General features: G+C 62.5%; 23 protein-coding genes and 1 pseudogene. 10 read left to right on the forward strand and 14 right to left on the reverse strand.

Features of this window, described 5'->3' with window-relative positions:
- Positions 1-57: 57 nt before the first annotated feature.
- Genes Q8M42_RS06115 through Q8M42_RS06125 form a run of 3 tightly spaced genes read right to left on the reverse strand, consistent with a single transcriptional unit; the run spans position 58 to position 5,754 of the window.
- A complete protein-coding gene (locus Q8M42_RS06115) occupies positions 58-1,455 on the reverse strand; it encodes an efflux transporter outer membrane subunit (protein ID WP_304866968.1) in 1,398 nt (465 codons plus the stop codon).
- Positions 1,452-4,586: an efflux RND transporter permease subunit gene (locus Q8M42_RS06120; protein WP_304866970.1), complete on the reverse strand. Its 3,135-nt coding sequence runs from the start codon at positions 4,584-4,586 to the stop codon at positions 1,452-1,454. The genes Q8M42_RS06115 and Q8M42_RS06120 overlap by 4 nt, the downstream gene beginning before the upstream one ends.
- A gap of 10 nt (positions 4,587-4,596) precedes the next feature.
- Positions 4,597-5,754, reverse strand: coding sequence for an efflux RND transporter periplasmic adaptor subunit (locus Q8M42_RS06125; protein WP_304866973.1), 1,158 nt, complete (start codon positions 5,752-5,754; stop codon positions 4,597-4,599).
- Positions 5,755-5,910: 156 nt separating this feature from the next.
- Between Q8M42_RS06125 and Q8M42_RS06130 the strand changes: the two genes are divergently transcribed.
- Together Q8M42_RS06130 and Q8M42_RS06135 are read left to right on the forward strand one after the other, a co-directional pair.
- Positions 5,911-7,296: an ATP-binding protein gene (locus tag Q8M42_RS06130; protein WP_304866976.1), complete on the forward strand. Its 1,386-nt coding sequence runs from the start codon at positions 5,911-5,913 to the stop codon at positions 7,294-7,296.
- Positions 7,296-7,976, forward strand: coding sequence for a response regulator (locus Q8M42_RS06135; RefSeq protein WP_304866979.1), 681 nt, complete (start codon positions 7,296-7,298; stop codon positions 7,974-7,976). The genes Q8M42_RS06130 and Q8M42_RS06135 overlap by 1 nt, the downstream gene beginning before the upstream one ends.
- 60 nt (positions 7,977-8,036) lie before the next feature.
- On the opposite strand, the gene Q8M42_RS06140 is transcribed toward Q8M42_RS06135, so the two are convergent.
- Positions 8,037-9,863, reverse strand: a complete 1,827-nt coding sequence (locus Q8M42_RS06140) for a long-chain-acyl-CoA synthetase (protein WP_304866982.1) — start codon at positions 9,861-9,863, stop codon at positions 8,037-8,039.
- A gap of 158 nt (positions 9,864-10,021) precedes the next feature.
- On the opposite strand from Q8M42_RS06140, the gene Q8M42_RS06145 reads away from it, so the two are divergent.
- Both Q8M42_RS06145 and Q8M42_RS06150 read left to right on the forward strand, forming a co-directional pair.
- Positions 10,022-11,089, forward strand: coding sequence for an AraC family transcriptional regulator (locus Q8M42_RS06145; protein ID WP_304866985.1), 1,068 nt, complete (start codon positions 10,022-10,024; stop codon positions 11,087-11,089).
- 21 nt (positions 11,090-11,110) lie between these two features.
- Positions 11,111-12,649, forward strand: a complete 1,539-nt coding sequence (locus Q8M42_RS06150; RefSeq protein WP_304866988.1) for a sigma-54-dependent transcriptional regulator — start codon at positions 11,111-11,113, stop codon at positions 12,647-12,649.
- 9 nt (positions 12,650-12,658) lie between these two features.
- Here the strand turns inward: Q8M42_RS06150 and Q8M42_RS06155 are convergent, their stop codons facing one another.
- From Q8M42_RS06155 to Q8M42_RS06185, 7 genes are all read right to left on the reverse strand, one after another.
- Positions 12,659-13,426, reverse strand: coding sequence for a crotonase/enoyl-CoA hydratase family protein (locus Q8M42_RS06155; RefSeq protein WP_304866991.1), 768 nt, complete (start codon positions 13,424-13,426; stop codon positions 12,659-12,661).
- Between the two features lie 272 nt (positions 13,427-13,698).
- Positions 13,699-14,610 carry an SDR family oxidoreductase gene (locus tag Q8M42_RS06160; RefSeq protein WP_304866994.1) on the reverse strand — a complete coding sequence of 304 codons (912 nt, stop codon included), beginning with the start codon at positions 14,608-14,610 and terminating at the stop codon, positions 13,699-13,701.
- A gap of 219 nt (positions 14,611-14,829) precedes the next feature.
- A complete protein-coding gene (locus Q8M42_RS06165; RefSeq protein ID WP_304866997.1) occupies positions 14,830-15,366 on the reverse strand; it encodes a DUF1569 domain-containing protein in 537 nt (178 codons plus the stop codon).
- Positions 15,345-16,250, reverse strand: coding sequence for an alpha/beta fold hydrolase (locus Q8M42_RS06170; protein WP_304867000.1), 906 nt, complete (start codon positions 16,248-16,250; stop codon positions 15,345-15,347). The genes Q8M42_RS06165 and Q8M42_RS06170 overlap by 22 nt, the downstream gene beginning before the upstream one ends.
- Positions 16,247-17,029 (reverse strand): class II aldolase/adducin family protein, encoded by a 783-nt coding sequence (locus Q8M42_RS06175; RefSeq protein WP_304867003.1) that lies wholly within the window; start codon positions 17,027-17,029, stop codon positions 16,247-16,249. The genes Q8M42_RS06170 and Q8M42_RS06175 overlap by 4 nt, the downstream gene beginning before the upstream one ends.
- A gap of 101 nt (positions 17,030-17,130) precedes the next feature.
- Entirely contained in the window at positions 17,131-17,598 is a 468-nt protein-coding gene (locus tag Q8M42_RS06180) for a cupin domain-containing protein (protein ID WP_304867006.1), read from the reverse strand.
- Positions 17,598-18,050: a flavodoxin gene (locus Q8M42_RS06185; protein WP_304867009.1), complete on the reverse strand. Its 453-nt coding sequence runs from the start codon at positions 18,048-18,050 to the stop codon at positions 17,598-17,600. The genes Q8M42_RS06180 and Q8M42_RS06185 overlap by 1 nt, the downstream gene beginning before the upstream one ends.
- A gap of 112 nt (positions 18,051-18,162) precedes the next feature.
- Between Q8M42_RS06185 and Q8M42_RS06190 the strand changes: the two genes are divergently transcribed.
- Positions 18,163-18,624: a PAS domain-containing protein gene (locus tag Q8M42_RS06190; protein ID WP_304867011.1), complete on the forward strand. Its 462-nt coding sequence runs from the start codon at positions 18,163-18,165 to the stop codon at positions 18,622-18,624.
- Between the two features lie 51 nt (positions 18,625-18,675).
- Positions 18,676-19,287: a PilZ domain-containing protein gene (locus Q8M42_RS06195; protein ID WP_304867014.1), complete on the forward strand. Its 612-nt coding sequence runs from the start codon at positions 18,676-18,678 to the stop codon at positions 19,285-19,287.
- Positions 19,288-19,437: 150 nt separating this feature from the next.
- Here the strand turns inward: Q8M42_RS06195 and Q8M42_RS06200 are convergent, their stop codons facing one another.
- On the reverse strand, positions 19,438-21,216 hold the full coding sequence (locus Q8M42_RS06200) for an acyl-CoA dehydrogenase C-terminal domain-containing protein (protein ID WP_304867017.1): 1,779 nt from the start codon (positions 21,214-21,216) through the stop codon (positions 19,438-19,440).
- 208 nt (positions 21,217-21,424) lie between these two features.
- Positions 21,425-22,378, reverse strand: a complete 954-nt coding sequence (locus Q8M42_RS06205; RefSeq protein ID WP_304867019.1) for a MerR family transcriptional regulator — start codon at positions 22,376-22,378, stop codon at positions 21,425-21,427.
- 91 nt (positions 22,379-22,469) lie between these two features.
- Between Q8M42_RS06205 and Q8M42_RS06210 the strand changes: the two genes are divergently transcribed.
- A complete protein-coding gene (locus Q8M42_RS06210; RefSeq protein WP_304867022.1) occupies positions 22,470-22,895 on the forward strand; it encodes a thiol-disulfide oxidoreductase DCC family protein in 426 nt (141 codons plus the stop codon).
- 5 nt (positions 22,896-22,900) lie between these two features.
- Here Q8M42_RS06210 and Q8M42_RS06215 read toward each other — a convergent pair whose 3' ends face one another.
- Entirely contained in the window at positions 22,901-23,197 is a 297-nt protein-coding gene (locus tag Q8M42_RS06215) for a hypothetical protein (RefSeq protein ID WP_304867025.1), read from the reverse strand.
- Positions 23,198-23,461: 264 nt separating this feature from the next.
- Between Q8M42_RS06215 and folM the strand changes: the two genes are divergently transcribed.
- From folM to folX, 3 genes and pseudogenes are all read left to right on the forward strand, one after another.
- The gene (folM, locus tag Q8M42_RS06220) at positions 23,462-24,172 is read left to right on the forward strand and encodes a dihydromonapterin reductase (protein ID WP_304867028.1); all 711 of its coding nucleotides are present in this window, start codon (positions 23,462-23,464) and stop codon (positions 24,170-24,172) included.
- 22 nt (positions 24,173-24,194) lie between these two features.
- On the forward strand, positions 24,195-24,755 hold the full coding sequence (folE, locus tag Q8M42_RS06225) for a GTP cyclohydrolase I FolE (RefSeq protein ID WP_305283732.1): 561 nt from the start codon (positions 24,195-24,197) through the stop codon (positions 24,753-24,755).
- Positions 24,755-24,867 (forward strand): annotated as a pseudogene (folX, locus tag Q8M42_RS06230) (dihydroneopterin triphosphate 2'-epimerase); the annotation flags it as partial. The gene folE and the pseudogene folX, both read left to right, overlap by 1 nt.

Genomic DNA, 24,867 nt, shown 5'->3' on the forward strand with positions numbered 1-24,867 from the left:
GACGATCAGGGGAGCTCGCCTCTGTGGCCAACTAAAGATGGAACCCATTCAGTCCCGTTATTCAGCAATACCACCACCCAGCACGCGGTACAGGGCTATGCGGTTGCTTTGCTCGGTCAGTTGCAGGCTGATCAGCGCCTGGCTGGCGGTATACAGCTGGCGCTGTGAGTCGAGCGCGTCGAGGTAGCTACTGGCGCCGTTGCGGTAAAGCGCGTCCGCCAGTTGGTAACTCTTGGCCGTGGCATCGGTCAGTGCTCGTTGGGCATCCATGCGCTGACGCAGGGTGCCGCGCTCGGCCAGTACATCAGCCACTTCGCGGAATGCACCCTGCAGGGTCTTTTCATAGGTCGCCAACTGAATGTCGCGCTCATGTTCGGCCACCTGCAAGTTGGCGCGGTTGGCCCCAGCATCGAAGATCGGCAGGCTGATGCTCGGGGCGAAGTTCCAGGCTCCACTGCCACCGCTGAACAGCCCACTCAAGGCCGCACTGCTGGAGCCAGCGCCGGCGGTCAGGCTGATACGGGGAAAGAACGCCGCGCGCGCCGCGCCAATATCGGCGGTGGAGGACTTCAGGTCATGCTCAGCCGCCAGCACATCAGGGCGCTGCTGCAACAGGCTGGAGGGCAGCCCGGCAGGAACGTCCAGCAACTCGGCGCTGTTCTCATTCAGTCCGCTGGGTAACAGGTCATCGGCCAGTTGGCTGCCGGCAAGCAGGTTGAGGGCATTGATGTCTTGCTGCACCTGGCTCTGGTAGGTCGCCACGTCGACCCGCGCCGACTCCACGGTAGTCTGCGCCTGAACCAGGGTCAGCCCCGAGGCATTGCCCAGGGCATGGCTGCGCTGCTGCAGCTGGTAGCTGGCCTGTTGACTGGTCAGGGTTTCTTCGGCCAGTTTGAGCAGGTCGCGGTCGGCGGCCAGAGTCAGCCAGGCATTGGCCACCTCCGCCAGCAGACTGATCTGTGTACTGCGCTGTGTTTCCTCAAGCGCCAGGTAATCCTCCAGAGCGGCGTCGCTGAGGTTGCGAATGCGCCCGAACAGGTCCAGCTCGTAACTACTCAGCCCCAGTGCGGCGCTGTACTGGTGAGTGGTGCTGGCGCTGCCCGTACCACTAAGGCTGGATGGGGTGCGACTGTGGCTACCACTCACCCCGGCACTTATGGTCGGCAATTGCTCAGCACGCTGCACCCGGTAAAGGGCGCGGGCTTTCTCGACATTGAGGGCGGCCACACGCAGGTCGCGGTTGTTGGCCAGGGTTTGCTCGATCACCTGCTGCAAGCGCGCATCGAGAAAGAACGCCTGCCAGCCAATCTGCACGGAAGCGCTGCCCAGTTCGGCGCTGGCCGGCCACTGCTGGGGAATTGGTGCCTGGGGTTGCTGATAATCGGGGGCCAGGTTGACGCAGCCAGCGAGCAGCAAGGCCGGCAGCAACAGAGTCAGGCGCGAGGGACGAATCATACTTCTACTCCTGAGTTGGCGGCGGCCGATGCGCGACGGGCGGCCAAACGGCGCACCAGAACGAAGAACAGCGGGACAAAGAAAATCCCCAGCACGGTGGCGCTGAACATGCCGCCGAGCACCCCAGTGCCGATGGCCTGGCGCCCGCCAGCACCGGCACCGCTGCTCAGCGCCAGGGGCAGCACGCCGAACATAAAGGCCAGCGAGGTCATCAGGATGGGCCGCAGGCGCTGACGACAGGCCTCCATGGCCGCACTGAGCAGATCCTGCCCTTGCTCCTGCAACTGCTTGGCGAACTCGACGATCAGGATGGCATTCTTCGCCGCCAGACCGACGGTGGTGAGCAGGCCAACCTGGAAGTACACGTCGTTGCTTTGCCCTGCCAGGCCACTGCCGAATACCGCACCGACAACGCCGAGCGGCACCACCAGCATCACCGCAAAGGGCACCGACCAACTCTCGTACAGCGCCGCCAGGCAGAGGAACACGAACAGAATCGAGATCGCGTAGAGCATGGGGGCTTGCGAGCCGGACAGCTGCTCCTGATAGGACTGCCCAGACCACTCGTAGCCGATACCGGCTGGCAACTGGGCGACCAATCGTTCGACTTCATCCATGGCCACACCGGAGCTGACGCCCGCGGCAGGGTCGCCGACCAGTTCCACCGAGGCGTTGCCGTTGTAGCGCTCCAGCAGCGGCGAAGCGTAGCTCCAGCTGCTGCTGGCAATCGCGCTGAACGGCACCATCTCGCCAGCGTTGTTGCGCACATACCAGCTGTCGATATCCTCAGGCTGCATGCGGCTCTCGGCAGCGCCCTGGACATACACCTTCTTCACCCGGCCGTTGTAAACGAAGTCGTTGACGTAGCTGCCGCCCATGGCGGTGCCCAGGGTGCTGTTGATGTCGCCGGGGGCCAGGCTATAGGCACCGGCCTTGCGATCATCAATCTCGACCTGAAACTCAGGCGTATCTTCCAGGCCGCTGCTGCGCACGCCCACCAACTTGTCGCTCTGTGCTGCCAGGGCGAGGAACTGGTCACGCGCAGCAATCAACGCGTCATGGCCCACGCCGCCGACATCCTTGAGCTGCAGGTTGAAACCGGAACTGTCGCCCAGGCCGCGAATGGCTGGCGGCTGGATCACGAAGATGCTCGCATCGCGCAAGCCGGACAGCTCGCCACTGGCCCGCCGCGCCAGGCTGGCAGCGCTCTGTTCAACTCCTTCGCGCACGCTCCAGTCCTTTAACTTGATAAAGGCCCGCCCGGCGTTCTGCGCGTTGCCGCCCATACCTATACCGGTGATGGTCACCAGCGAGTCCACCTCGGGCTGAGCGCGCATGTACTCGACGAACTGCTGGGTGGCGGCCTGAGTACGTGCGTCAGTGGCGCCGACCGGCAGCTGGATCATGGCCATCAACATGCCCTGGTCCTCATCGGGCAGGAATGAACCCGGTAGCTGCGTATAACCAACCGCCAGCGCCACCAGGATCAACGCATAAAACGCCAACATGCGCGGCCAGCGGCGCAATACGCCGCTAACGCCGCGTTGGTAACGCGCGGCATTGCGCTCGAAGGAGCGGTTGAACCAGCCGAAGAAGCCGCGCGCCTCGTGCTGCTGCCCCTTGGCGATGGGCTTGAGCAGGGTGGCGCACAGCGCCGGGCTGAGACTCATGGCCACCAACACCGAGAGCACCATGGCGCTGACAATAGTTACCGAGAATTGCCGATAGATCGCCCCGGTGGAACCACCAAAGAAGGCCATTGGGATAAACACCGCCGACAAAACCAGGGTGATGCCAACCAGCGCGCCACTGATTTCACCCATCGACTTGCGTGTGGCCTCCAGTGGCGAAAGCCCCTCTTCGGCCATCACCCGCTCGACGTTCTCCACCACCACGATGGCATCGTCCACCAGCAGGCCGATGGCCAGAACCATGGCAAACATGCTCAGGGTGTTGATCGAGTAACCGAACATCGCCAGCACGCCAAAAGTACCGAGCAGCACCACCGGCACGGTGATGGCGGGGATCAGGGTGGCGCGCCAGTTCTGCAGGAACAGGTACATGATCAGCACCACCAGGGCAGTGGCCTCGAACAGCGCCTTGACCACTTCCTCAATCGACAGGCTGACGAACGGCGTGGTGTCGTAGGGAATGGCCGTTTCCAGCTGCATGTCGGCCGGGAAATTAGCCTCCAATTGCGCAAGTTTGAGCTTTACCGCCTTTGCCACATCCAGCGCGTTGGCACCGGTAGCCAGCTTGATACCCATGGCCGCCGACGGCTTGCCATTGAGCGCGGTAACCACATCGTAGTTTTCATTGCCCAGCTCGACCCGAGCCACGTCAGCGAGTAGCACCAACGAGCCGTCGCTGTCACTTTTGAGCACGATGTCGCGGAACTGCTGCACCGTCTGCAGCTTGCTGCGCGCGCTGATGGTCGCGTTGAGCTGCTGCCCTGCCACCGCTGGCAAAGCACCGAGCTGGCCGGCGGACACTTCAGTGTTCTGCGCCGCCAGGGCGCTGCTGATATCGGACGGCATAAGCGCATATTGCTGCAGCTTGGCCGGGTCCAGCCAGATGCGCATGGCGTAACCCGAACCAAGGGTCTGCACCTCGCCAACGCCATCAACACGGCTGACCTGATCGAGCAGTTGGCTGTCAATAAAGTCGCCGATGTCGGTGTTGGTGACGCTCGGGTTGCTCGACTGGAAAGCGACAATCAACAGAAAGTCGCCGCCACCCTTGGTCACCGTAATGCCCTGGTTCTGCACCGCCTGCGGCAAGCGCGACTCGGCCTGCTGCAGCTTGTTCTGCACCTGCATCTGCGCCACGTCGACATCGGTGCCGGCGGCGAAGGTCAGGCTGATGCTGGCGCTACCGGCCGAGCTGCTGCTGGCGGACATGTACACCAGACCATCGAGGCCCTTCATCTGCTGCTCAATCACCTGGGTCACCGAGTCTTCGATGGTCTTGGCCGAGGCGCCGTTGTAGGTGGCGGAGATATTCACGGTCGGTGGCGCAATGTCCGGGTACTGCTCCAACGGCAGCTGGCTGATCGACAGCCCACCGCCGAGCATGATGACGATGGCGATAACCCAGGCGAAGATCGGCCGATCGATAAAGAAATGTGCCATATCGCGCTCCTCAGTGGCTGGCCAGGGGGGCGGACGTGACGGGGCTAACCACGGCAGCAGTGCGCACACTGTCGCCAACCCGAACCTTCTGGCCACCTTCGACGATGACCTGATCGCCGGTAGCCAAACCGGCAGTGACCCACCACTGGTTGCCAACACTGCGCCCGATACTGATCTGGCGCTGCTCGACCTTGCCGTCGACCGCCAGCAGTACACTGGTGGCGCCGCTGTGGCTGCGGCTCACTGCGCGTTGCGGCACCAGCAGCGCCTGCTCATCCACCGCTTCCTGCAACAGTGCACGCACGTACATGCCAGGCAGCAGCAAACCATCCGGGTTCGGCACCACGGCGCGCAGGGTGACGCTGCCGGTACTTTGCGACACGCTGGCGCTGCTGAACTGCAAACGGCCAGCGTGGGCATACTCCGTACCATCCTCCAGCCGCAGACGAATCTGCGCCTCGTCTTCGCTGATCTGATTCAGTCGGCCCTCGGCCAGTTCGCGCTTGAGACGCAGCACCTCGGCGCTGGACTGGGTGATATCGATATACAGCGGGTCAAGCTGCTGCACCGTGGTCAACGGCGTGTCCTGGCTGGCAGTAACCAGCGCGCCAGGGGTCACGCTGGACGTTTCCACACGGCCGGCGATAGGTGACTGAATACGGGTGTAGGTCAGGTCGATACGCGCACTTTTCTCGACAGCTTGAGCGGCCTGATAGACCGCCTGAGCACCCTGCAAGCTGGCCTGAGCATCCTCGTTGTCCTGCCGGCTGATGGCGTCGATCTTTACCAGCTCGCTGTAGCGAGTGGCTTTCAGTCGCGCTGAGTTGAGCGCGGCCTTGGCCTCAGCGGTACTGGCACGGGCCTGCTCGAAGGCGGCCTGATAAGTGGCCGGATTGATCACGTAGAGCACCTCACCAGCCTTGACCTCAGCGCCTTCGGTAAACAGCCGCTGCTGCACAATGCCGCCGACTTGCGGGCGGATTTCTGCGGTCAGCCAGGCCTTGGTGCGCCCCGGCAGTTCGCTGGTAACGGTCTGCGCCTGCGTGCGGAGGGTGAGCACGCCGACTTCACTGGGCCCGCGTGCTGGCGGCTCGGCACTTGGTGTGCAACCTGCCAGGCCAAGCAGGACGAACAAGCTAAGCAGTGGCCTGCTGAGAGTAGGGAACATGGCTATCTCCAACCGGCATCTGACCGGAACGAATCGTGTTTCGACCGGATCATGCTGGGGGGCAAATGTGCAGAGAATTTGGAGATTGCCGTCGGGCCGTTGAATCCCCCGCTACGGACGGCCTTAATAGGGGCTCACCCTCGGTTGTGGTCCGTCATGAAACTCAGCCTGTCGCACAAACTCTTCCTCGCCGTGCTCGGCCCCGCACTGCTCGCCACCCTGGCCATGGGCGCAGCCGATGGTTGGAGCTTCGCCCGCGGCTTTCTCGGCCATATCAATGGCCAGACCGAGGAACGCATGAGTGCGGTGCTACCGCGCGTGCGCGACTACTACCGTGAAAAACGCAGCTGGGATGGCCTGCTTGAAGAGCGCAAGACCTGGTTCAAACTGATTCACCCGCAGGGCGACCTGCAAGTGAACGAGGCGGACTGGGAACTGCCGGCTTCCGACCTGACCGGCGCGGTGTTTCGTATTTCCCTGCTGGACGCTCAACAGCGCAGCGTTATCAGCTTCGTCGAGTTGCGTGCCGATGCCCTGCGCATGCCCATCGAGGTGGACGGCCAGACGGTGGGCTGGCTGGCCATGACACCGTTCCAGAGCGTGACCGAAGCCGGTGGCGCAATGCTGCTCAAACGCCAGTTGCTGGCCAGCCTGGCGGTCGGCGCATTGGCGTTGCTGTTGGCTGCGCTGATCGCCGGCTGGGCCACGCGGCGCCTGCTCGCCCCGGTACGCCAGGTGGCGGCGGCGACCCATCGCCTGGCCGCCGGCGACTATGCCGAGCGGGTCAGTGTCAGCAGCAACGACGAGGTCGGCCAACTGGCCCGCGACTTCAACCAACTGGCGTACACCCTGGAGCGCAACGAACAACTGCGCCGTGAATTTATGGCCGATATATCCCATGAACTGCGCACCCCGCTAGCAGTGTTGCGCGGCGAACTGGAGGCGTTGCAAGACGGTGTGCGCAAGCTCGACGGCGACTCGCTGCACTCGCTGCAGCAGGAAGTCGGCCAGCTCAACCAACTGGTTAACGACCTGTATGAGCTGTCGATGGCGGATGTCGGCGCACTGACCTATCGCAAGCAGCCGCTGGATCTGGTGGAGCTGCTGCATGAGAGCCTGGCCGGTGCCCGCGAACGCTGCCAGGAACAGAGCCTGACCCTGGAGCTGCAGTTACCCATGACGGCCAAGCCGGTACTGGCCGATGCCGCGCGCCTGCGTCAACTGCTCGGCAACTTGCTGGAGAACAGCCTGCGCTACACCGAAGCGGGCGGGCGGCTGCGTATCCGCCTGTTGGAGCAGGACGAGCATATCGTGCTGGACTGGCTCGACTCCGCCCCTGGGGTGGCTGAGGCCGACCTGCCGCGCCTGTTTGAACGCTTCTTCCGCGGCGAAGCTTCGCGCGGCCGTGCCAGCGGCGGCTCGGGGCTGGGCCTGGCGATCTGCCGCAGCATTGCCGAGGCCCACGGCGGGACACTGGACGCGCGCCCTTCGCCACTCGGCGGGCTGTGGTTGCAACTGAACCTGCCGCGGGAAGCACGCTGATGCTGAACAACGACGAACTAAACCCCGCCGACATCCTGGTGGTGGAGGACGAACCCAAACTCGCGGCCCTGTTGCGCGACTATTTACAGGCCGCAGGACACCGGGTGACCTGTCTGGACGACGGTCTGGCGGTGGTGCCTACAGTACGGGTGACTGAGCCGCAACTGATCCTGCTCGACATCATGCTGCCCGGCCGTGACGGCCTGGATATCTGCCGCGAACTGCGCACCTTCAGCGAAGTACCGATCATGCTGATCACCGCGCGCGTCGAAGAAGTCGACCGCTTGCTCGGCCTGGATCTGGGTGCCGATGACTACATCTGCAAACCGTTCAGCCCACGTGAGGTCATGGCCCGCGTACGCGCCATCCTACGCCGCCGCCCAACGCACCCCAGCACTGGCCTGCAACTGGATGCAGCAACCTATAAAGCGAGCTACGCAGGGCAAGAGTTGGACCTGACGCCGGTGGAGTTCCGCCTGCTGCATTGCCTGGCAACAACACCGGGACGCGTGTTTTCCCGCGACCAACTGATGGATCGCGCCTACAGCGACCACCGCGTCGTCACCGACCGCACCGTGGACAGCCACATCAAAAACCTGCGGCGCAAGCTGGAACAAGTGGCACCGCAGCAGGAGCTGATTCACTCGATCTACGGCGTGGGCTACAAGCTGGAACCCTGAGGTCTTGCTCGCCGACAGTTGCCCCCTGACACGCGAAGAGGCGTGCCAGGTTGTTAGGCCTCAGTAACGGTAATGACCGGCGGCGATGGCCACCTGCAACTCGCGGGTCAGCGGTACGTAGCGATCAGCACCTGGCAACCAGGCATACAGCGGGTCGCTACACTGCTCAAGGTCGTAGGCCTGCTCCTTCAATGGCGCTTTCTTGTGCTTGAAGGTACCGGTGGTTTCCATTTCCGCGCTCAAGCGCAAGAACAGCGGCACGGCATAAGCCGGCAGTTCCTGGCGTAAGTGCGTGAGCAGCGCTTGGAAATCAAAATCCTCTGGCGCGCAGGCCAGACGGATACAGGCCATGCCCGCGCGGCCGTTGGTGTTGGCCACCTCGACGCCATAGACCACGGTCTCACTGACCTCGGCAACGCCATCGAGCACTGCCTCGACCTGAGTGGTGGAGACGTTCTCGCCCTTCCAGCGGAAGGTATCGCCCAGACGGTCGACGAACTGCGCATGGCGGAAGCCCATATCGCGCATCAGGTCGCCGGTGTTGAACCAGGCGTCGCCCGGCTCGAACACATCGCGCAGGATGCAACGCTCGGTGTCACGCGCACTGGTGTAACCATGGAACGGCGACTTGTCGGTGATCTTGCCCAGCAACAGGCCCGCCTCGCCCTTGGCCACCCGCTGCAGGTGGCCGTTCTCGCGCAGCGGTGCCTCACGCTCCTGGTCATAACGGACGATGGCGTAGGGATAAGGCGAGAAGCCCACGGTGTTGTCGAGATTAAGCAGGTTGGTAAAGCCGATATTGCCCTCACTGGAGGCATACAGCTCGACCACCCGCTCGACCGCGAAGCGCTGCTTGAACGCCTGCCAGATGCTCGGACGCAGCCCGTTGCCGACCATCACGCGGATCGGATTGGCGGCGTCGCTGGGGCGCGCCGGCTGGTCGAGCAGGTAACGGCACAGCTCGCCGACATAGCCGAAGGCAGTCGCCCGATGCCGCTCCACGTCATCCCAGAAACGGCTGGCGCTGAACTTGCGCACCATGATCAGCGCCGCCTGGCCGGCCAGTACCGAGCCCCAGCACACCACCATGGCGGTGCCGTGATAGAACGGCAGGCTGACGTACATGCGATCTTCACGGCCCAGGCGCACGGCAGCAAAACCGAAGGCACCGTAGCCCTTCATAAAGCGCCCGTGGTTGAACACCACGGCTTTCGGCAGGCCGGTGGTGCCTGAGGTGTAAATATAGAAACAGGGGTCATCAGCGCGCACTGCGCGTTCCAGCAACGGCGCATCGACGGGATAGTCGTGCAGCGCGGCGGCTGGGTGCTGCCAGCCTGCGGGGGCCTCGCCAGGGTCGCGCCAGGTTGGGCGGTCAGCAAAGTAGTGACAGGCATCGGCGGGCAGCGCCACCTCCGCTGCGATTTCCGTGAAAGCGTCCAGCAGCTCCTCACCCACCAGCACCATGCGCGGCGATGCCAGGCTGATGCTGTGGGCCAGCACACGGCCGCGCTGGCTGCTGTTGAGCAGCGCGCTGACCGCACCAAGCTTGGCACAGGCGACGACCCCGGCGAGCAGCTCGAAGCGGTTCTCGAACATCAGTGCCACGCTGTCGCCCTGGCGCAAGCCATGAGCACGCAGATAGTGCGCTAGCTGGTTGGCCCAACGGTCGAACTCGGCGTAGCTGAGTTGTTCGTCGCCCTGGATCAGCGCCACGCCATGCGGATTGTCGCGCGCCGCCTCCTCGATACAACTGGCCAGGCTGACGGGGTAATCGCCACGGCTGCGATTGCCAATATGCAACCCCTTGACGATAGCGGGCAGGTCGACCAGCAGGCGCGGCAAGCGAGACAGCAGGCGGGGCAAGGTGATCAGGTCGGCATGACTCATGGTGCAAGACTCCAGGCGGTGCGAGGCACTCGTTGTTGTTTGCCGGTCAATCTAGTCGCTCGCTGCTGAGCTTTTAATAGCCAGCGGTTGCATCGCAGTGGCAATTTGTCTCACCTACGGCGCACAATCGAACGACTCTGGTTGGAAAAGGACGCCCCATGCCACTGGCCCACACACCTAGCGCGACCGCGTCACAGTTGCTCGATCTGTACCTGTCGCTGCAGGGATTCGACCTGGCAGGCCCGGATGATCTGCAGGCACTAGGCGTCGAGCTGGAGCAGCTGAAAAACCTGGAAATGCGCGTACCGGTGCGCTGGGCATTACAGCTCTGGCAGCACGCAGCCAGCCGTGGTGCGCGCGCGGAAATCGGTCTGCTGGTCGGCCAGCAGCGCGGCCTGCACACCCGCGGCCCGGTTGCACACCTGGCCGCGCAGAGCGCCACGCTGGGCGAAGCCATTGAGCTGTTTCGCCGCTATATCCCGGTGATGAGCGAGGGCGAGAACCTGCGCGTCGAGTCATCTGGCGCGCGGGTGCGTATCCACTTCCTGTTCAACGCGCCACTGCTCGGCCACGCCGTCGTCAGTGAGCACAGCCTCAGTTCCGCACTGTGCTGGGCGCGTCAGCTCACAGGAGTGCGACTGATGCCGCAAGCGGTAGGTTTTCGTCATGCGCCACTGGCCACACCTGCGATCTATCGGCAGGTGTTCGGGGTGCCGCCACGCTTTACCGAGACCTTCGATTACCTCGACCTGCTGGAGAGTGATCTAGAGCTACCGGTGCTGGGGGCCAATGCCTATCTCAAGGACCTGATGCAGCAACGGGTCAGCGCCATGCAGGCTCAGTTGCCGACGCAGCACAGCACCCGCTTACAGGTCGTGCAGTTGATTGAGCAGAACCTGCTCAGTGGCGAGCTGTCGGCGGACGGTGTGGCGCGGCATCTGGGTATCAGTCGGCAAACCCTGCACCGCCATCTGCGCGAGGAAGACTGCTGCTTCTCTGACCTGTTGGCCCAGGTGCGCCGCCAACATGCACTGCAACGTCTGCAGCAACCAGGCTGCCGGGTCGAGGCGCTGAGCCGCGAACTGGGCTTCAGCGAGCCGAGTGCCTTCTACAAAGCCTTCAAAGGCTGGTTTGGCCTGTCGCCGAAAGCCTACCAACAAAAGGCTGCTGGCGAGTCGACAGATTTAACTAAGCCAGACAGACCGGGCATACTGGCGCACCCGTAAACCTGTCGGCCGCCCGTTTCCATGCGTATTCACGTCACCTTTATCGACCGCGTTGGCATCACCCAGGAAGTGCTGGCGCTGCTCGGTGGGCGCAATCTCAACCTGGATGCGGTCGAGATGGTGCCGCCCAACGTCTATATCGACGCGCCGACCTTGAGTCCCGCTGTGCTCGATGAGCTGCGCGAGGCGCTGTTCAAGGTACACGGCGTACAGGCCGTGACCATTGTCGACATCCTCCCCGGCCAACGCCGCCACCTGCAGCTCGACGCCCTACTCGCCGCCATGACCGACCCGGTGCTAGCAGTCGACAGTCAGGGCCGTGTGCTGCTGGCCAACCCGGCGCTGATCGAACTCTGTGGTCAGCAGCCCGAGGGACTGGGGATTGGCGAGTTGTTTGCTGACAGCCAGCTACAGACAGAACTACTCGAACAGAAATTCCGCCTGCCGATGCGCGAGGTCACCCTCAAGGGCCAGGCGCTGCTGCTGGATGCGCAACCGATTACCGAAGGCGTCGACGGCGGTGCGCGGCACCTGGCCGGCGGCCTGCTCAGCCTGTACGCGCCGAGCCGCATCGGCGAACGCCTGGCAGCGCTGCACCATGATCACGCCGAGGGCTTCGACTCACTGCTCGGCGATTCCGCACCGATTCGTAACCTGAAAACCCGCGCCCAGCGCGTCGCCACCCTGGATGCACCGCTGTTAATCCAGGGCGAAACCGGCACTGGCAAAGAACTGGTCGCCCGCGCCTGCCATGCCATCAGCACACGCCGCACGGCGCCCTTTCTTGCATTGAACTGCGCGGCATTGCCGGAGAACCTCGCCGAAAGCGAGCTATTCGGCTATGCCCCCGGCGCCTTTACCGGCGCTCAGCGCGGTGGCAAACCGGGGCTACTGGAACTGGCCAACCAGGGCACGGTGTTTCTCGATGAAATCGGCGAGATGTCGCCCTACCTGCAGGCCAAGCTGCTGCGCTTTCTCAGCGATGGCACCTTTCGCCGGGTGGGCGGCGAGCGTGAGGTCAAGGTCAATGTGCGCATCCTCAGCGCCACCCACCGCGACCTGGAAAAGATGGTCAACGAAGGCGCGTTCCGCGAAGACCTGTTCTATCGCCTAAATGTACTCAACCTGGAAGTGCCGCCGCTGCGCGAGCGCGGTCAGGACATTCTGCTGCTGGCGCGGCACTTTATGCAGCAGGCCTGCGCGCAGATCCAGCGCCTGCCCTGCCGGCTGACGCCGGACACCTACCCGGCTCTGCTGGGCAACCGCTGGCCCGGCAATGTGCGCCAGCTGCAGAACGTGATCTTCCGCGCCGCCGCGATTTGCGAAAGCAACCTGGTACAGATCGACGATCTGGATATCGCCGGCACCGCCGTGGCCGCGCAGCAGGCCGATGGCGAAGTCAGCAGCCTGGAAGCGGCGGTAGCCGAGTTCGAAAAAGCCCTGCTGGAAAAGCTCTACCCCAGCCACCCCTCGACCCGGCAACTGGCCACCCGCCTGCACACCTCGCACAGCGCGATTGCCATGCGCCTGCGCAAATACGGGATTCCGGGCAAGCCGTAAACACAGCGATCAGAACGTGCCGTGACGCCCCGTACCATCTTTGAAGCGCTGCGCACCGGCCTGGGTTTCACCGCTGGCGATCACCGCCATGCCACCAGCAAACTCGTTGCCCAGCGCCTGCACAAAAGGCAGATCCCACTGCGCATAAGCGCTGGCGCGGTCGGCGAGCATGCAGCGTTGTGGGAAGCTGGCAATCTCCAGCGCCAACTGCTGGGCGGCGGTCAAGGCACTGCCGGCGGCGACCACCCGGTTGACCAGACCCATGCTCAGCGCTTCCTCGGCCACTACCGGGCGACCGGTGAGAATCAGATCCAGCGCGCGGCCCTGGCCGATAATCCGTGGCAGGCGCACCGTACCGCCGTCGATCAGCGGCACGCCAAAACGTCGGCAAAACACCCCGAGCACCGCGTTATCCGCCATCACCCGCAAGTCGGCGAGCAGCGCCAGTTCCAGGCCGCCGGCCACCGCGTGGCCTTCGATAGCCGCGATCAGTGGTTTGCTCAGCTGCATACGGCTTGGTCCCATCGGCCCATCACCCTCGGCATCCAAACGATTAGCACGTTCAGCGCCTGCGGCCACCGCACCCAGATCAGCGCCGGCGCAGAAGGTCCCCCCAGCCCCAGTCAACACCGCCACCCGCGCCTGCTCGTCCGCTTCAAAAGCCCGTAATGCGCTGGCCAACGCCTCGGCAGTCGGCCGATCCACCGCATTGCGCACCTCGGCGCGGTTGATGATCAGGGTGGTGACCGGGCCGTTCTTTTCGATGATCACACTCATGCAAACTCCTACAGATAAAACAGCCAAGCCACTGATCGTAGCCCGGATAAGCCGTGGCACAGGGCGCAATCCAGGAAACCAAACCCGGATTGCGCTGGCGCTTATTCGGGCTACGGCATCGGTGTGGTGCCCCGGCCCACGAGCGCGATTGTAGGTGTTGCAAACCAGCCGCCCCTAAAAAGCCAAAGGCCGGCATTTAGCCGGCCTTCACCTTAAAGCCCTGCGCGGTGGAAATCAGCCTGCTGACCGATCTCCCCGCCAGAGTGGCGCAATCAGAGGGCGAACTTCTGCAGGTTGGCCATCATCTCTTTCATCGCTTCGATATTGTCCTTCGGATGGGCCGCGCCCTCGAAATCGCAGATCTGCGCGAAGTTGGCCGCCACATCTTCCGGGCTGTAGCCTTCACGCGGATCGAAGCCGGCACCCAGGCTGCGCTCCCAACGCACTTTGCCCATCCAGCCGCCACCGACTTCAAACAGGCCGGAGGTGTCTTCGCAAGCGCTGCTCGCCAGGTACACCACCAGCGGGCTGACCAGCTCAGGCTTGAGCTGCTCGAACACCTGCGGTGGGATCAGCCCTTCGGTCATGCGCGTGCCGCCGGTAGGGGCAATGGCGTTGACCAGGATGTTGTTCTTGCGCCCTTCGATGGCCAGGGTGCGCGTCAGGCCATACAGGCCGAGCTTGGCCATACCGTAGTTGGACTGGCCGAAATTGCCGTAAATGCCCGAGGTGGATGCGGTGAAGATCACTCGGCCATAGCCCTGCTCGCGCATGTGCGGCCAGGCGGCGCGGGTGACCTTGTAGGCGCCCTCGACGTGGACCTTGTAAACCAGGTCCCAGTCGGCGTCTTCCATCTTGTGGAAGGTCTTGTCGCGCAGGATGCCGGCGTTGTTTACCACCACATCGATGCGACCGAAGGTATCCAAGGCGCACTGCACGATCTTCTCGCCGTCAGTCACCGAATCATGGTTGGCCACTGCGGTACCGCCAGCGGCGCGGATTTCCTCGACCACCTTATCCGCCGCCGACGCATTGGCGCCTTCGCCGTGGGTGCTGCCGCCCAGATCGTTGACCACCACCTTGGCGCCGTGTTTGGCGAACAGCAGTGCATGGGCACGACCCAGACCGCCGCCGGCCCCGGTGACGATTACAACCTGATCTTGAAAACGGATGGCGTCGCTCATGCAGCATTCCTCGGCAGATTAACAATGCGCCGAGTGTCCAGCAGTCGCGCTCCGGTCACAATAGGTACGCACGACGCTGAATGGTGCGCAATAAAGCAGCGGGATAGTTAGGCTAAGGCAACCACATAAAGGTAGCCCGCTTGTCGCGGCTAAAGCCCCTCCCACGGTTGATCGAGTTGTAGGAGGCGCTTTAGCGGCGAGTTTTCAGGGGCTGCTGTTTTATGCGTTAGCCCTGCGGATCAGGCTGAGGTGGTTATACAGATGCAGCACATGGGCCTGCGCGTAATCGGCATGGCTAAGAACGCCATAGGCAAAGTGCGGCTGCAACTCGCCCTGATAGGCGGCGAAGTCGGCAAACGCCTGCTGCAAACGCTGCAGCGCCTGGGCCTGGCTGGCCGGCGAGTTCAATGCGGCGGCGCCAGGGATGGCTTCATCCAACGGATGGCGCATGGCCCCGCGTGCGGCAAATACGCTAAACGCCAGCGGGCCAACGCTGCTGCGGAACCAACCGGGCTTGAGCTCGGGATAACCGCTGATGGAGTACTCGATGCTCTGCGCGCAGTGGTTGAATACCTCTGCCGGGCTCCAGCCCTTGAGGCTGAGCAACGGCTTATCGACCAAACCAGCCAGCACCTGCTGGGCACCCTCCAGGCTCAGCGCCGCGGGTACGGGCCCACTGGGCAAGGCCCAGAACCCAGCCCCCAAAACGACCACACCGCCGAGGGCGGCACCTTTCAGGACAGTACGTCGTTGCATGTTGCAGGCTCCAGCTCTTCGCGAAATTGCAGGTAATGCGCCAACACCTCTGCGGGCGCCTCGGTCTGCGGATAATGACCAATACCCTCCAGCAGCACGGTGTCCGGCTGGGGGATCAGCTCACGATAGCGCGCCACCATATGTGCCCCGGAGATCGGGTCGACAGCGCCATCGATCACCCGCATCGGCACGGCAGTGGCCTGCATCGCCGCCACCCAACGCTCGCGGTTGACGCGGCGCTCGGGCATATAGCGGATCAATCGATGCATCACCGCAGGACCGTTATTGGCGGCAATCAGGCTCCAGAAATCATCCAGCTCGCGGGCGCTGGGCTGGGTCTGCGGGCCGAACACCTTGGCAAAACTCTGCGCCAGTTTCTGGCGGCTAAATAGCCGGCCGATCAGCGGGCCGATGGGGCTGAGCAGCAGTTTCTGCACCAGCACCGGGTGATGGGTTTCTGGAAACAACCCGCCGTTGAGAAACACGCAACTGGCCAACGCGATGCGCCCATCCTGATGGCGGGCGAGCAGCTCCTGGGCCACGCTGTCGCCGTAGTCATGGGCCAATACATGCAGCGGGCGCGACTCGCCAAGATGAGCCAACAGCGCCTGTTGCAGATCAGCCTGCTCCAGCAGGCTGTAATCATGGCCGCGTGGTTTGGCCGAGTCGCCAAAGCCGAGCATATCGCAGGCAATCACCTGATAGCGCTCAGCCAGCGCGGCCCACAGGTAGTGCCAATCCCAGCTGGCAGAGGGAAAGCCGTGAATCAGCAACAGCGGCTCGCCCTGGCCGGCCGTCCAATAGCGGATGCCATGGCCGTTAAAGCGAAAGTCCTGGCCCGCGCTGCGCCAATCCGCCAGGGCAATCCCTGGCAACGCCGTCATGCTGCGTAACCTGGCATCTGTTGATCGAGTTTGCGCAGCAGCGCCGGCCACGGCAGTGCGCCGCCCATGCCCTGCGGGCTTTTCATCACCCCGGCGATCATCGCGCGGGCGCCGTCGAGCACCTGTTGCGGGATATGGATCAGCTCGCTGCCGCCGCTCTGCGCCATCACCTGAATCTCACAGGCGCGCTGCAGGGTGAACATGCCAAGGAAGGCATCGGCGATGCTGCCGAAGGCGGTAAGCAGGCCGTGGTTGGGCAGGATCATAAAGTTCTTGTCGCCCAGATCCGCCTGCAGCCGCGACTTCTCATCATGGTTCAGCGCTACGCCTTCATAGCCGTGATAGGCCAGGCTGGCGAGAACGAACAACGACTGCTGCGACAGTGGCAGCAAACCCTGCTTCTGCGCGGACACGGCAATCCCCTGCGGGGTGTGGATATGCAGCACGCAGCCGACATCGTGACGCACCTCGTGCACGGCGCTGTGAATGGTGTAGCCAGCCGGGTTGATGTCGAACGGGCTGTCCATCAGCTTGTTGCCGGCCAGGTCGATCTTCACCAGGCTGGAGGCGGTGATCTCGTGGAACATCAGGCCGTAGGGGTTGATCAGGAAATCTTCGCTGCCGGGAATCTTCGCCGATATATGGGTGAAGATCAGGTCATCCCAGCCATACAGGGCGATCAAGCGGTAACACGCAGCCAGGTCGACGCGGGTCTGCCATTCGGCGGCGGAGACCTGATCCTTGAGGCTTATAACAGGCAGAGCGTGAGCTACGGTCATGGTGAATTCCTCGGCTGTTCTTGTTATGGCGTGCCAAGGAGTCTAGCGAGGGATACCGCAAAGGTGAGTCGCTCTGGCGGCCAGCGTGGTGGCCTTGCGAGTCAAACCAGTTCGGGATACAGCTGCGTGAGCATGGGCCAGTCGCGCTGAGCCTCAAGGTCATCGCTGAGCAGTTGGAAGCCGGCAAAGTCAAAACCCGGGGTTACCGTGCAGCCCACCAGGGTAAACGCCCCGCTACTGCGTGCGGCCTGCCAGGCATGCGCCGGCACCAGGCGCTGCGGCAGTTGGCCGATGGCCACCGGACCCAGGCGCGCACAGCGCACCGCGTCGGGCTGCTCGGCCAGCAGCAGCTCCAGCGGCGCACCTTCATAGAAGTGCCAAAGCTCATCGGCATCCACCCGATGCCAGCGGCTGACTGCCCCTGCTGGCAACAGGAAGATGATCGCCGTGCCACACAGGCGGCCGCCGTCCAGCTGCGCAGAAGACTCATACAGACGGCGGTAATAACCGCCTTCGGGATGGGCCTGCAGTTGCAGCGCCTCGATCAGCTCCAGCGCGCGCGGATGCATCAGCCTTGCAACGCTGTAATAAAGTCGGCCAGCCAGGGCTCGGCGTCGCTTTCCGGGGTCACGCTTTCGCTGCTATCCAGGCGCAGCATCGGCTGCACCTCACGGATGCCCAGCTCGGCATACAGTTCGCGCACCAGTTCGCCACCGCCACAGAAGGTATCGCCATAACTGGAATCGCCCAGGGCAATCACCCCGCCCGGCAAGCCGCTCCAGGCCGGCAGATGGTCACGGATGGCGAAGTACAGCGGCTGCAGGTTATCCGGCAACTCGCCCATGCCGGTGGTCGAGGTCACCGCCAGAAACGCTTCAGGGGCAAAGGCCTGAATATCCGCCAGGCTGGCGCGCGGGTTATGCCAGGCCTCATGGCCGGCGGCCTTGAGCAGACGCTCGGCGTGGCGGGCAACTTCCTCGGCGGTGCCGTACACCGAACCGGAAAGGATGGCGATCTTCATGCAGAACTCCGAAACAGTCAGAACCAAATCGATAAGCCAGGCATTATGCCGCAAGTAGACAGCCCGTCCGGATGTTTTAGAATGCAGCCGACATAGCCTGGGAAATCGCCTCATGATCAACGCCAAACTGCTGCAACTGGTGATCAACGCCTCCAACGACGGCATCGTGGTGGCCGAACAGGAAGGTGACGACAACATCCTGATCTATGCCAATCCTGCCTTTGAACAGCTCACCGGCTACGCCAGCGAAGACATTCTTTATCAGGATTGCCGCTTCCTGCAGGCCGGCGACCGCGACCAGCCAGGCCTGGACGCGATTCGTGAAGCGGTGAAGACGCACCGCCCGTGCCGGCAGATCATCCGCAACTACCGTAAAGACGGCAGCGTGTTCTGGAACGAGCTGTCGATCACCCCGGTGGTCAATGACGCCGACCAGCTGACCTACTACATCGGCATCCAGAAGAACGTCACCGAACAGGTCGAGGCGCAGGAACGGGTCACGCAGCTGGAAGCCGAACTGGCGATACTCAAGGCCGAACTGGCGCGCCTGCAGGCGACGACCGGCAGTAACTAATCTCCGGGGCAGCGGTCACAACAGCTCCAGAGCTTGATATAGACCGCTCCCATGCAAGAACAGGCACTCCTGACCCAGGCAGAACTGGCCTTTATCCGCCAGCTGCACCAGCCCGCGAACACCGAGCAGCGCAGCCAAACGCACTTGTCGGTGGATATTGGCAAACAGCTCAGCGAGCTGCTCTCACATTGCGCCGTCAATGAGCCGCTGAGCCTGCATGCGCATATCGCCAACCAGCACCTGACCTTCGACCTGCACCTCAGCCAGGATGAGCAGAGCACGCCCTGCCTGCAGCTCAGCGCTCCGCAGATTTTCGATGAAGGTGAGATCAACCGTGCCTGGCGCTCGCCCCTGCCCGAACCGTTACCGCTGCATACGCCCAATGCGCAACCGAGCGACCTGTGGATTCATCAGCTGTCGATGAATGGCGCGCTGATCGAACATCGGGCGCGGCGCAAGGCGCCCAAGCGCTTTCACCTGGTGTTGCCAGTGGATGAGCACACGCCGATTGCCGTGGCCGGGGTTTTCGTCCGCGAAACCGAGAACGGCCTGCTGGCCTATCAGCTGCACACCCTCGACCCGCAAAGTGATGAGCAGCTGCGCCAGTTTATCTACCAGCAACACCTGCAGCAGGAACAACGACTGCATGCCGGGCGCCGCTGAGGCCAGCGGCAAACCTCGAGCAAATCCCGGACAAAAAAAGACCCGCATTCAGGCGGGCCTAAAGTGCAGGCGAAACGCCTGCAGCAGGGATAAAAAAATCCGATAACCGAAAATGGGCGGAACTTGTGGCTATCGGATTGCGCAGTCGTTTCAGGCAGCAAATTCCTCTTCGCTAAAGGCCATCAGCGTGGCTTTGCCGGCCTTGACCTCAGCCAGCAGGCTGTCGGTCTCAGTCAGGATGCGCGCCATAAAGAAATCCGCAGACTTCAGCTTGGCGCCATAGAACAGCGTTTCCGTGCTACCGGCGGCCAGCTTGGCCTTGGCCACCGCGGCCATGCGCGCCCACATCCAAGCCAGGCTGGTCAGGGCAAACAGACGCAGATAAGGCGTTGCCGCCGCACCGGCTTGCTCGGGGTCTTTCATGCCCTCGCTGGCAATCCACAGCGTGGCCTGCTGCAACTGCTTAAGCGCAGCGCCCACCGCCGCAACGTGCTCAGCCTCGGCGTTGGCCTTGAGCCAACCCTCGACCAGGGCGAAGTAATTACGCACCGCGCGCCCGCCACCCAGGCCCAGCTTGCGCCCGACCAGATCGAGCGCCTGAATACCATTGGTGCCTTCGTAGATGCGGGTAATCCGCGAATCACGTACCAGTTGCTCGATGCCCCAGTCTTCGGTGAAACCGGAGCCACCGAGCACCTGCAAGCCTTCGTTGGCGCAGTTGAAACCTTCATCGGTGAGGAAGGATTTCACTACCGGGGTCAGCAGCTGCACCAGATCATCGGCCTGCTCGCGCACGGCCGGGTCTTCGTGGTCATGGCCGACGTCTTCATGCAGACCGGTAAAATAGGCCAGCGCGCGGCAGCCTTCGATCATCACTTTCTGGCGCAGCAGCATGCGCCGCACATCCGGGTGCACGATGATCGGGTCTGCCGGCTTGTCCGCCGCTTTCGGGCCGGACAGCGAGCGGCTCTGCAAGCGCTCTTTGGCAAAACCGAGACTGACTTGATAGGCACTTTCAGCAATACCGAGACCTTGCATGCCGACCATCAGACGCGCCGAGTTCATCATGGTGAACATGCACTTGAGGCCCTTGTTCGGCTCGCCGATCAGCCAACCCTGGGCGCCTTCAAAATTCATTACGCAGGTGGCCGAGCCCTTGATGCCCATCTTGTGTTCCAGGCCGCCGCAAAACGCCGGGTTACGGCTGCCGTCCGCAAGAAACTTGGGTACCAGGAACAGCGAAATACCCTTCACGCTGTCCGGCGCATCGGGCAGCTTGGCCAATACCAGGTGCAGGATGTTGTCGGCCAGATCGTGCTCACCGCCGGTGATCCAGATCTTGGTACCGCTAATGGCATAGCTGCCGTCCGCCTGCGGTACAGCGCGGGTGCGGATCAAGCCCAGATCGGTGCCGCACTGCGGCTCAGTCAGGCACATGGTGCCAGTCCACTCGCCGCTGATCAGTTTTGGCAGGTAACGCTCCTGCAACTCACGGGCGCCGTGAGCGGTCAGCGCATTGATCGCGCCATGGGTCAGACCTGGGTACATGCCCAGCGACAGGTTGGCCGAGCAGACCATCTCCTCGACCATCATGTTCAACACATGGGGCAGCCCCTGACCGCCGAACTCGGGTGTACAGGCCAAAGCAGTCCAGCCGCCTTCGGCGAACTGCTGATAAGCGGCGCGGAAGCCATCCGGCGCTTTGACCGATTTACTTTGCGGATCGTAATGGCAGCCCTGTTTATCACCGGGGCCATTTAGCGGGGCCAGCACGTTCTCCGCCAATTTGGCGGCTTCTTCCAAGATGGCGCCACCGAGGTCGTCTCCGAACTCGCGCTGACTAGGCAGCGACTGCAGGGTGGCATAAGCGTCGAGCACCTCGTCAAAAACGAAACGCATATCACGAAGGGGTGCGCGGTATTGGGTCATGTTGCTCAGTCCTCAAGCTGTACAAGTGGATACAAGCTATACACAAACAAAGAATGTATAGCTTTTGTATAGCCTAAAGATGCAAATGGCAAGCACTTTTCTGTACAAGCTGTACAACTAATCGGAATCGACAACAAATTGCAGGCACACGAAAAAGCGGCCGCCATAACGGCGACCGCGCTTATTCAGGCGTGCTTAATAGAAGAAATCAGGTATCCAGGTGGCCCGCCAGAAACTGCTGCAGGCGGCGCTGCATCAGGCGACCTTCGTTGCCCAGGCAGGCAATCGGCGAACCGCTGAGGCTTTCTTCGGCCAGGTCGGCACCATCGCCGGCCATCACCAGCGGGCAATCCAGCGCCAGCGCCAGGCGCGAGAGCACCTTGGGCAGGTCATCGCTGGGCGGCTGATTGGAGAACAGCACCAGGGCCTGGGGCTGCATTTTTTCGCAGATCAGGGTCAGCTCTTCCAGCGGCTGACCAAGACCCAGCACGCTGACAGCGGTATCGGCGCTGCTCAGCAGCAAGCCGGCGACCAACAACTCCAGTTCGCGGCAATGGCCCGGCAAGGCCGCAAGCAGCACGCGCTCCTCGACTTGGGCGCGCAACACCTGCAGGCGCTGCAATGTACGGGCCCGCAGGAAGGTATCGAGAAACAGCCATTCGCTGGTCTGGCCGTACTCGTCCTGACGCAGCAACAGCTCCTGCCACAGCGGCATCAGGATGTCCTGAAACACCACCGGTAGCGGGTAACTGGAAAAAATCTGGCCGTAGAGACGATCCAGGCGCAGCTCGTCAAAGGCACTGATGGCAAGGCGCAGCTGAGCTTGCCACTCGCCCCACTCGCTGGCGCTGACCTCTTCATAGACCGGTGAACCGGCGGATTTGATTGAGCTGCTTTTGGCCAGAATCTTGCCAACCTTGCTCACCGCCACACCGCGCTCGATCCACGCCAGGATGCTGCGCACCGACTCGATATCCACCTGCGAATACAGGCGATGGCCGCTGTCGGTGCGGGTTGGCTGGATCAGCCCATAGCGCCGCTCCCAGGCCCGCAGGGTGACCGGATTGACGCCGGTCAGGCGCGCCACTTCACGGATAGGAAATAACTCTTCCTGCTTGAGGGCACTCGAAACGAGGGACGCAGTACCAACATGATCGGACATGGGCGCAGGTATCACAGAAAAAATGTTGCACGCATTGTAACTCAGCTCTTTCCGGCATACTTTGTACAAGACTTATACAAAGAGTTAGACCATGAACAAGCAACCACAGTGGCCCCTGACCCTCTACTACGATGGCGACTGTCCGTTGTGCGCCCGCGAGATCCAACTGCTGCGCCAGCGCGCCGATGTGCAGCGCCTGTGCCTGGTTGATATCGGCCTCAACGACTTTCATCCAGAGTCCATCGGGCAAACCAAACAAGCCCTACAAGACCGCCTGCATGCCCGCTTTGCTGACGGGCAATGGGTCACCGGCCTGGATGCCACGCTATGGAGCTGGCGCGCAGCCGGCCTTGAGCGCTGGGCTATGCCTCTGACCTGGCCGGCACTGCGACCTTTGCTGGAACTGGGTTACCGCGCGTTCTGCTGGCTACGCCCCCACCTCGACTGGCTACCCCATCCGGATGCTAGTCGGCGCTGCAAAAACGCCGCATGCGCCGCCAACAAAAGCCCGCGCTGAAAGCATCAACTCAGCGTGATCCATAGCCCCGGATCAGGTTCAAGCAGCTCGGCGCGGCCGATAAGCTCATCGTGACTTTCCGGCTGCAGCAACAACACCTGACGCACTCCGCAACGACGCAAACGCGCTTTGAGCAGCGCCAAGCCAGGCCAGAGTGGGCACCCCGACGCGTACTCCAGCGTGCGCATGCTGCCAGCCTGGCTGACCACCCGCACCTGATAACCACAGCAGCGCAGCGTTCGCACCTCAACATGGCTAACGCGCCCACGCAGCACTGCAATGCTCAACTGCCAAGGCTTCATAAGGCACATACCTGTACAAGAAAACCAATCTTGTACACGATAAAAACAATTTTATTCAGCCCATCCATTGAAAAAATACCGATACAGCTCAATGAAATAGGCTAAATGGCTTGAAACAGGCCAGTACCCGTACAGGGCGCATGGTTGTACAAAGCCTATTGCTGGTATAACTTTACTCCTGGTTCAGTCGAGGCCGCGCCGTACTGGTCAGGTATCCCGGCGCAGCGTCGCTGAACCCACCCTTTTCTTTCTGCCGAGTCGAGCATGAGCGTCAGCGCCGCCCCCATCCTGATAACCGGAGCCAGCCAGCGCATCGGCCTGTACTGCGCCGAACGCCTGCTGGGTGACGGCCACTCGCTGATCGTCACCTACCGCAACGAGCGCGACAGCATCGCTGTGCTCAGGCAACGCGGTGCCCTGGCCCTGCCGGCGGACTTTGCCAGCGAAGCCGGCATCCTGACGTTTATCGAACAGCTCAAGAGCCACACCGACAGCCTGCGCGCCATTGTGCACAACGCCTCTGACTGGTTGGTGGAAGCGCCGGGCGAAGAAGCCGCTGCTTTCCAGCAGCTGTTTAGCGTGCACATGCTCGCGCCCTACCTGATCAACCTGCACTGCCAAGGCCTGCTGGCGCGCTCAACGCCGGCCGATATCGTGCACATCAGTGATGATGTTGCGCGCAAGGGCAGCGCCAACCGTCCCGCCTACTGCGCCAGCAAAGCCGGACTGGACAGCCTGACGCTGTCGTTTGCTGCACGCTTCGCCCCGCAGATCAAGGTCAACGGCATCGCTCCGGCACTGATCCTATTCAACCCGGACGACGACGCCGACTACCGCAGCAAAACCCTAAACAAATCGGCACTGGGCATCGAACCCGGGCCACTGGTGATTTACCAAAGCCTGCGCTACCTGCTCGACAACCCCTATGTCACCGGTACCACACTGACTGTCAACGGCGGCCGCCATCTCAAATGAGCCTGGCCGCGAGGACCCTGCAATGACTCCAGAACTGCCCAACCACTACCGCGAGATCCTCCTCGGCGTTGGTGAAAACCCCGAACGCGAAGGCCTGCTGGACACGCCCAAACGTGCTGCCAAGGCCATGCAGTACCTGTGCAACGGCTACCACAAGAGCCTGGAAGAAGTGGTCAACGGCGCACTGTTCGAGTCGGACAACGACGAAATGGTGATCGTCCGCGATATTGAGCTGTACTCGCTGTGCGAGCACCATATGCTGCCGTTTATCGGCAAGGCCCACGTGGCTTATATCCCCACCGGCAAGGTGCTCGGCCTGTCGAAAGTGGCACGTATCGTCGACATGTTCGCCCGCCGCCTGCAGATCCAGGAAAACCTCACCAAGCAGATTGCCGATGCGATCCAGCAAGTCACCAACGCCGCCGGCGTGGCCGTGGTGATCGAAGCCAAACACATGTGCATGATGATGCGCGGCGTGGAGAAGCAGAACTCGGTGATGACCTCCTCGGTGATGCTTGGAGCCTTCCGCGAATCCTGCAACACTCGCCACGAAGTCCTGCAACTGATCGGACGGAGCAAGTAATGCCGCGACTGGAACCTGGGATGGCGCGCATCCGCGTCAAGGACCTGCGCCTGCGCACCTACATCGGCATCAAGGAAGAGGAGATCAACAACAAGCAGGACGTGTTGATCAA

This window comes from Pseudomonas sp., assembly GCF_030684895.1.
In the GTDB taxonomy this organism is placed as follows: Bacteria; Pseudomonadota; Gammaproteobacteria; order Pseudomonadales; family Pseudomonadaceae; genus Aquipseudomonas.